This is a genomic window from uncultured Methylobacterium sp., assembly GCF_964251405.1.
In the GTDB taxonomy this organism is placed as follows: Bacteria; Pseudomonadota; Alphaproteobacteria; order Rhizobiales; family Beijerinckiaceae; genus Methylobacterium.
The window spans coordinates 1-3,551 of record NZ_CAXUJR010000136.1 but is presented as its reverse complement, the minus strand read 5'-3'; the positions used below and the strand labels follow the sequence as shown (position 1 = coordinate 3,551).

The 3,551-nt window shown below is 70.7% G+C and carries 4 protein-coding genes; 1 reads left to right on the top strand and 3 read right to left on the bottom strand.

Annotated elements, in window-relative coordinates:
* A partial coding sequence (locus ACFE7U_RS16975; protein WP_375410891.1) for a MarR family winged helix-turn-helix transcriptional regulator occupies positions 1 to 428 on the bottom strand: 428 nt, incomplete at its 3' end.
* 294 nt (positions 429 to 722) lie between these two features.
* Between ACFE7U_RS16975 and ACFE7U_RS16970 the strand changes: the two genes are divergently transcribed.
* A complete protein-coding gene (locus tag ACFE7U_RS16970; protein ID WP_375410890.1) occupies positions 723 to 1,502 on the top strand; it encodes a DUF1499 domain-containing protein in 780 nt (259 codons plus the stop codon).
* A 7-nt stretch (positions 1,503 to 1,509) separates the two neighbouring features.
* Here the strand turns inward: ACFE7U_RS16970 and ACFE7U_RS16965 are convergent, their stop codons facing one another.
* Positions 1,510 to 2,448 carry an MBL fold metallo-hydrolase gene (locus tag ACFE7U_RS16965; RefSeq protein ID WP_375410889.1) on the bottom strand — a complete coding sequence of 313 codons (939 nt, stop codon included), beginning with the start codon at positions 2,446 to 2,448 and terminating at the stop codon, positions 1,510 to 1,512.
* A gap of 64 nt (positions 2,449 to 2,512) precedes the next feature.
* Complete coding sequence (locus ACFE7U_RS16960; protein ID WP_375410888.1) at positions 2,513 to 3,457, bottom strand: DUF2865 domain-containing protein; 945 nt, start codon at positions 3,455 to 3,457, stop codon at positions 2,513 to 2,515.
* Positions 3,458 to 3,551 lie beyond the last annotated feature (94 nt).

The following is a 3,551-nucleotide window of genomic DNA, read 5'->3' as shown; positions in this document are numbered from 1 at the left end:
GCGAGGTCGCGCCATTGCAGGACGAGGCGCTCGAACTGCGCGATGTCAGCCGCCGGCAGCCGCCCGAGGGTGCGGGCGACATAGGCCTCCTGCGCGGCGATCCCGCGAACGGCGAGGTCGGTTCCGGCCGGGGTCAGGTGCAGCGCATAGGAACGCCGATCGCCCGGGATCGGCCGGCGCTCGACGAGCCCGGCCTCGACGAGCCGGTCGATCAACCCGGAGACATTACCCTTCGTGACGTAGAGCCTGGCGGCCAGATCCTGCTGTGTCAGGCCCTCGCGTTCCGTAAGGGTCGAGAGCACGTCGAATTGCGGGATCGAGAGCCCGATCGCACGCAATTCGACAGAAACCGCGGCCTGGACCCGGCGGTTGAGGCGGATGAAACGGAACCAGACCCGGAGCGGATCGGCGGAGGCGGGCCCGGGCATCGTTGATGGGCTCTGGACGAGAGGTACATGCATGGTGCTGCCGCTATAGCAGAACGCGTGCAGCGCGGTAGCAGCAGTGGCACAGAGAATTGGATAAGAAATCGGATCAGGTTCAATTCTCTAGGTTGTTGGTTTAGCATCGATTTCTTCGAAGGGTGGTATCGGTTTCTCGGCTCGATGCGCTAGGCTGCTCGGCCGGGGTGGCGACTGGCGCGCGCCGTGCCGGGGCGATAGACCATCGGGTGATCACGGCCGACCCGCCGGCTTCCTTTCGACGGCCATCATCGTACTCCCATGCGTCGCCTTCATATCGAGATCCCCGTCAGCCGCGCCGGCCCCTTGGCCCGGCAGACCGCGTGGCTGGCTCTGTTCGTCACGGTGTTCGCACTGGTCCTGGTCCGGGATCAGCGTGCCGAAGCCGGTCCTGCCCTCGTCGCCTTGTCGGCGGGTCCGGTGCTGGCGGGGGTGGCCGTCCTCATGGCGACCTTCGCCTTCATCCGGGCTTGGCGCGAGGGCGCGCGAGGCCTCGGCGGGGCGATCGGCGGCCTCGTCGTGGCGAGCCTAGTCCTCGCCTATCCGGCTTTCGCGGCGTTCCGCGGCCTCAGGCTTCCGGCACTGACGGATGTCAGCACCGACATCGAGAATCCGCCGGCCTTCTCGCGCTCGCGCGTCGCCTTCGCGGCCCGCGACGGGCGCTATCCTCCCGATCCCGGACGGGCGGCGCGGGCCGAACAGCGCAAGGCTTATCCACAGGTGGCGCCTCTCACCCTCGATATCGGGGCCGACGCGGCCTTCGAACTGGCACGCAAGGCGGCTGTGAACCGCAAATGGCAGATCGTCGAGGCGATTCGCCCCGGCGGCCGGGTCGGCAACGGCCGGATCGAGGCGGTGGCGCGCGGCCTCGTCCTCAACCTCGCCGACGATGTGACCGTGCGGGTTCGGCCGCGGGCCGACGGTGCCCGCATCGACGTGCGATCCGCCTCGCGGCTGGGAACGCGCGACCTCGGCGCCAATGCCGACCGCATCCGTGCCTACCTCGACGAGGTGACGAACCTCGCCGTCGCGGTGAAGTGAGACGAGCCTATCCGGCCGCGCCGACGGGTTCGTAGACTCCGTCGAGCCGAGGCGAGCCGTCCGTGGCGACGAGGCCGCGCTCGACCAGATCCTCCAGATGGGCGAAGACCGAGAGGGCCGCGGCGCCGGCCAGTCCGGGGCCGAGCCCCTGGTAGATCGCTGCCACGATCGCGCGGATATCGCGGTCGCCGGCGGCAAGACGGCCCCGGATGGAGGTCTCGCGCTGGCGGCGATGGGCGCTTAGGCCCCGCACGAAGCGCCTGGGGTCGCGGACCGGACCGCCATGGCCGGGCCAGAAGACCGTCTCGTCGCGTTCGCGCAGCTTGTCGAGGGACGCCATGTAGGCGCGCATCGACCCGTCCGGGGGCGCCACGATGGTGGTCGACCACGCCATGACGTGGTCGCCCGAGAACAAGGCGGCCTCCTCGGGCAGACTGAAGGCGAGGTGGTTCATGGTGTGGCCGGGGGTCTCGATCGCCTCCAGCGTCCAGCCCGGCCCATGCAGGCGCTCGCCCTCGGTGAGAATTCGGTCGGGGCGGTGATCCGGGTCGGCGCCGGCATCGAGCCGCGTCTCGCCCTCGCCCAATGCCCGGGCGGCGACATGCGGCCCGCAGCCGACCACCGGCACACCGGTGCGGGCCTGGAGCAGGCGGGCGCCCGGCGAGTGGTCGCGATGGGTGTGGGTGACGACGATGGCGGCGAGCCGTTCGCCCGCGATCATCTCGAGGAGCGCGGCGATGTGGTCGGGATCGGCCGGACCGGGATCGATGATCGCGACCTCGCCATGGCCGACCACGTAGCTGCAGGTTCCGCTCGCCGTGAACGGGCTGCCGTTGGGGCAGATCCGCCGCCGGATCAGTGGCGAGATCCGTTCGGGCACGCCGCTGACCGGGAGGGCCGCGTCGAAGCTCGGGTCGTCCTGGGCCTGGCCCTGCGTATCGGTCATGCTCGGCCCCTCATGGCCTCCTCTTTGGCGTCCGGGACACCGGGAGATCAAGGGGTGCGGTGCATCACGGCTTGAAGGGGGAGGGCACCACGACGCGCACGACGCTGAAGGCGGGCTCGACCTCGATCGGCCGCGCCAGGGGCTGGAACCCGCCGATCTGGGCGAGCTTGATGCGCTGTCCGCGCTCGGCGCTGCGCAGGTTCTTGCGGTAGGCCCCGGCAACCGCCTCGCGGCGGATGACGTCGACCTTGGCGTCGATATCCTGCTTGGTGCGGCGGGAGAGCCCCTTGGCCTCCCGGAAGTCCACCACCTGGAAACCACCGCGGCGGGCACGGACCACGACGTCTGCGCTCGCCTGGGTGGCGACCACGTCGCCGGCCCGAAGCGTCAGGTCCTGCTCGATCGGCAGCGGCGCGGCGGCGACACCGTCCGGCTGGCAGGAGCAATGAGCGACGCGTTTCGTCCGGAACAGGTTCGCCGAGGCGAGCTCGGCATAGGGCCGACCCGTCAGGCTGACGGCACGGTCGAGTTCGCTCCGGCCACCCGCCAGCGTGTAGAGCGCGGTCGGCGCGTTGGGACAGGCCGCGGCGCAGGCGGCCTCATGCACGGGCAGGTCGCGCTTCGTCTTGAGTCGACCTAAAGGGAAGAGGTAGCCGTCGCAGGCGCGCACGCACACCGTGCGGGTTCCGAGCGCCGACGCCGTCAGATCGGCGGATGCCCGCGCCGAACGAGGCTGCACACGGGCACGGCGAGCCTGGGCCGCGACGGGGCGAGGCTTCCAGCGCGGCGAGGCCACGGCACTGACCCGATGGGCGCTGGGCAGGGACGAATAGCGAGCCGGGCGCGCCAGCTGGCGTGCGGCGGGCTTGGGCGCCGGGGGAGGCTCCACACCGAACAAGGTCTCGAAGAAGGCAGTGATGCCGTTGCGCTCCGAAGCCTGGACGAACCCGGCCGCCACGGTCATCCCGCCGAGGCCGAGAATCAGGCCGGCCGCGGCGGCGCCGAGCATCTGCCGTCGGGTCCTCGAGGGCGCCACGCGCTGCCAATCCATGCCCAAGCCCCGTGCTCCATCGCCCACCGAAAGGGATCCCAGGCTAGTAAGG